Source organism: Prevotella sp. P5-92, assembly GCF_002251245.1.
Taxonomy (GTDB): Bacteria; Bacteroidota; Bacteroidia; order Bacteroidales; family Bacteroidaceae; genus Prevotella.
In genome coordinates, this window is record NZ_NPJG01000071.1 from 1 (window position 1) to 3438 (window position 3438).

The following is a 3438-nucleotide window of genomic DNA, read 5'->3' on the forward strand; positions in this document are numbered from 1 at the left end:
AACGCTCATCAGCGAACGGACTATCTCGCTGAACTGATATCCGAAGATACTGCTGCATCTCTGACCCAGTGTTGAGTCGATAACGGGTGAAAGCATGGAGTCAAATTTCTCCATGATTGAAAAAATTCCTCCAAAAGGTGTGAGTTTCTCAGATTTAATTTGTATTTTTGCCATGTCATATTAGAGTTTTGCTTGTTTTCTTTTTGCAACACTAAGATAAGTGAAAATTCTGACATGGCAAAATCCTGGGCAACTTTTTGTTGCTCAGGAACTTATAAATAAAGTTAAATTATAGTGTTGCGGAATTAAGGAAAGTTAAAAAATCCTCCAACTTTTGTTAGATATATTTTTTTTGTGTAATTTTGTAATCGTTATGCGGCAGTAATAATATACATATTAATACGAGTTAGTAATCCTGTAGTTCTCATATGCTACGAGGAGGTATTAAAAGGTGCGTTTCGACAATGCATCTACTGTAGTATATTATTGCTTAATCCAAATGAATATTATAAATTAATCCAAATGAATATTATAAATTTAGGAATTCTTGCTCACATTGATGCAGGAAAAACTTCCGTAACCGAGAATCTGCTGTTTGCCAGTGGAGCAACGGAAAAGTGCGGCCGTGTGGATAATGGTGACACCATAACAGACTCTATGGATATAGAGAAACGTAGAGGAATTACTGTCCGGGCTTCTACGACATCTATTATCTGGAACGGGGTGAAATGCAATATCATTGACACTCCGGGACACATGGATTTTATTGCGGAAGTGGAGCGGACATTCAAAATGCTTGATGGAGCAGTCCTCATCTTATCCGCAAAGGAAGGCATACAAGCGCAGACAAAGTTGCTGTTCAGTACTTTACAAAAGCTGCAAATCCCGACAATTATATTTATCAATAAGATTGACCGTGCCGGTGTGAATTTGGAGCGTTTGTATATGGATATAAAAACAAATCTGTCGCAAGATGTCCTGTTTATGCAAACTGTTGTCGATGGATCGGTTTATCCGGTTTGCTCCCAAACATATATAAAGGAAGAATACAAAGAATTTGTATGCAACCATGACGACGATATATTAGAACGATATTTGGCGGATAGCGAAATTTCACCGGCTGATTATTGGAATACGATAATCGCTCTTGTGGCAAAAGCCAAAGTCTATCCGGTGCTACATGGATCAGCAATGTTCAATATCGGTATCAATGAGTTGTTGGACGCCATTTCTTCTTTTATACTTCCTCCGGCATCAGTCTCAAACAGACTTTCAGCTTATCTCTATAAGATAGAGCATGACCCCAAAGGGCATAAAAGAAGTTTTCTTAAAATAATTGACGGAAGTCTGAGACTTCGAGACGTTGTAAGAATCAACGATTCGGAAAAATCCATCAAGATTAAAAATCTAAAGACTATTTATCAGGGCAGAGAGATAAATGTTGATGAAGTGGGTGCCAATGATATCGCGATTGTAGAAGATATAGAAGATTTTCGAATCGGAGATTATTTAGGTGCTAAACCTTGTTTGATTCAAGGATTATCTCATCAGCATCCCGCTCTCAAATCCTCCGTCCGGCCAAATAAGCCCGAAGAGAGAAGCAAGGTGATATCCGCTCTGAATACATTGTGGATTGAAGACCCGTCTTTGTCCTTTTCCATAAACTCATATAGTGATGAATTGGAAATCTCGTTATATGGTTTGACCCAAAAGGAAATCATACAGACATTGCTGGAAGAACGATTTTCCGTAAAGGTCCATTTTGATGAGATCAAGACTATCTACAAAGAACGACCTATAAAAAAGGTCAATAAGATTATTCAGATCGAAGTGCCACCCAACCCTTATTGGGCCACAATAGGGCTGACTCTTGAACCCTTGCCGTTAGGGACAGGGTTGCAGATCGAAAGTGACATCTCCTATGGTTATCTGAACCATTCTTTTCAAAATGCCGTTTTTGAAGGGATTCGTATGTCTTGCCAATCGGGATTACATGGATGGGAAGTGACAGATCTGAAAGTGACTTTTACTCAAGCCGAATATTATAGCCCGGTAAGTACACCTGCTGATTTCAGGCAGCTGACCCCTTATGTCTTCAGGCTGGCTTTGCAACAGTCAGGTGTGGACATTCTCGAACCGATGCTCTGTTTTGAGTTGCAGATACCCCAGGAGGCAAGTTCCAAAGCTATTACAGATTTGCAAAAAATGATGTCTGAGATTGAAGACATCAGTTGCAATAATGAGTGGTGTCATATTAAAGGGAAAGTTCCATTAAATACAAGTAAAGACTATGCCTCAGAAATAAGTTCATACACTAAGGGCTTAGGCATTTTTATGGTTAAGCCATGCGGGTATCAAATAACAAAAGGCGGTTATTCTGATAATATCCGCATGAACGAAAACGATAAACTTTTATTCATGTTTCAAAAATCAATGTCATCAAAATAATGGAGCGGTCAGGAAATTTCTATAAGGCAATACGGTTGGGATATATACTTATCTCCATTCTTATCGGATGTATGGCATATAATAGCCTCTATGAATGGCAGGAGATAGAAGCATTAGAACTTGGCAATAAAAAAATAGACGAGCTCCGAAAAGAAATAAACAATATCAATATTCAAATGATAAAATTTTCTCTATTGGGTGAAACAATACTGGAATGGAACGATAAAGATATCGAGCATTACCATGCACGGCGTATGGCAATGGACAGTATGCTCTGCCGTTTCAAGGCCACCTATCCAGCAGAGCGCATCGATAGTGTGCGCAGTCTTTTAGAGGATAAGGAACGACAGATGTTCCAGATAGTCCGGTTAATGGATGAACAACAATCTATTAACAAGAAGATAGCCAATCAAATTCCGGTTATTGTACAGAAAAGTGTGCAGGAACAGTCCAAAAAGCCAAAACGAAAAGGTTTCTTAGGCATATTCGGCAAAAAAAAGGAAGTAACTCCAGCAGTATCAACCACTATCCTTCATTCGGTCAATAGAAACGTAATCAGCGAACAGAAAGTGCAGGATCGCCAATTGTCGGAACAAGCCGACAGCCTTGCAGCTCGTAATGCAGAACTTAACAGACAACTGCAAGAATTGATTTGCCAAATAGAAGAAAAGGTACAAACCGAACTGCAAAGCCGGGAAAACGAAATAGTTGCCATGCGTGAAAAGTCATTTATGCAAGTAGGCGGTTTAATGGGATTCGTTCTTCTATTGTTGTTAATTTCCTACATCATCATACATCGTTGAATCATAGGGACAGGTTCATCGACCCAAAAGAGTGAGCCAATGTACCTGTCCCCTATGATTCAGGACTGGTGACAGTCACCCGTCCTAATCTGAACCTATTAACTCTACCAAACAAATAACAGAGGGAAACCGAAATGGACGAAAAAAAGACATATACATACCAGTTCTCTATCGTGGGATTGAGATA

1 protein-coding gene and 2 pseudogenes are annotated in these 3438 nt (G+C 39.2%); 2 read left to right on the top strand and 1 reads right to left on the bottom strand.

Going from position 1 to position 3438, the window contains the following annotated elements:
- Window positions 1-174, bottom strand: a pseudogene (locus tag CIK99_RS14915) (IS1380 family transposase); the annotation flags it as partial.
- A 348-nt stretch (window positions 175-522) separates the two neighbouring features.
- Here CIK99_RS14915 and tet(Q) point away from each other — a divergent pair.
- Both tet(Q) and CIK99_RS07500 read left to right on the top strand, forming a co-directional pair.
- Complete coding sequence (gene tet(Q), locus CIK99_RS07495; RefSeq protein WP_094380917.1) at window positions 523-2448, top strand: tetracycline resistance ribosomal protection protein Tet(Q); 1926 nt, start codon at window positions 523-525, stop codon at window positions 2446-2448.
- Window positions 2448-3248 (top strand): annotated as a pseudogene (locus tag CIK99_RS07500) (hybrid sensor histidine kinase/response regulator); the annotation flags it as partial. The gene tet(Q) and the pseudogene CIK99_RS07500, both read left to right, overlap by 1 nt.
- Between the last annotated feature and the right edge of the window lie 190 nt (window positions 3249-3438).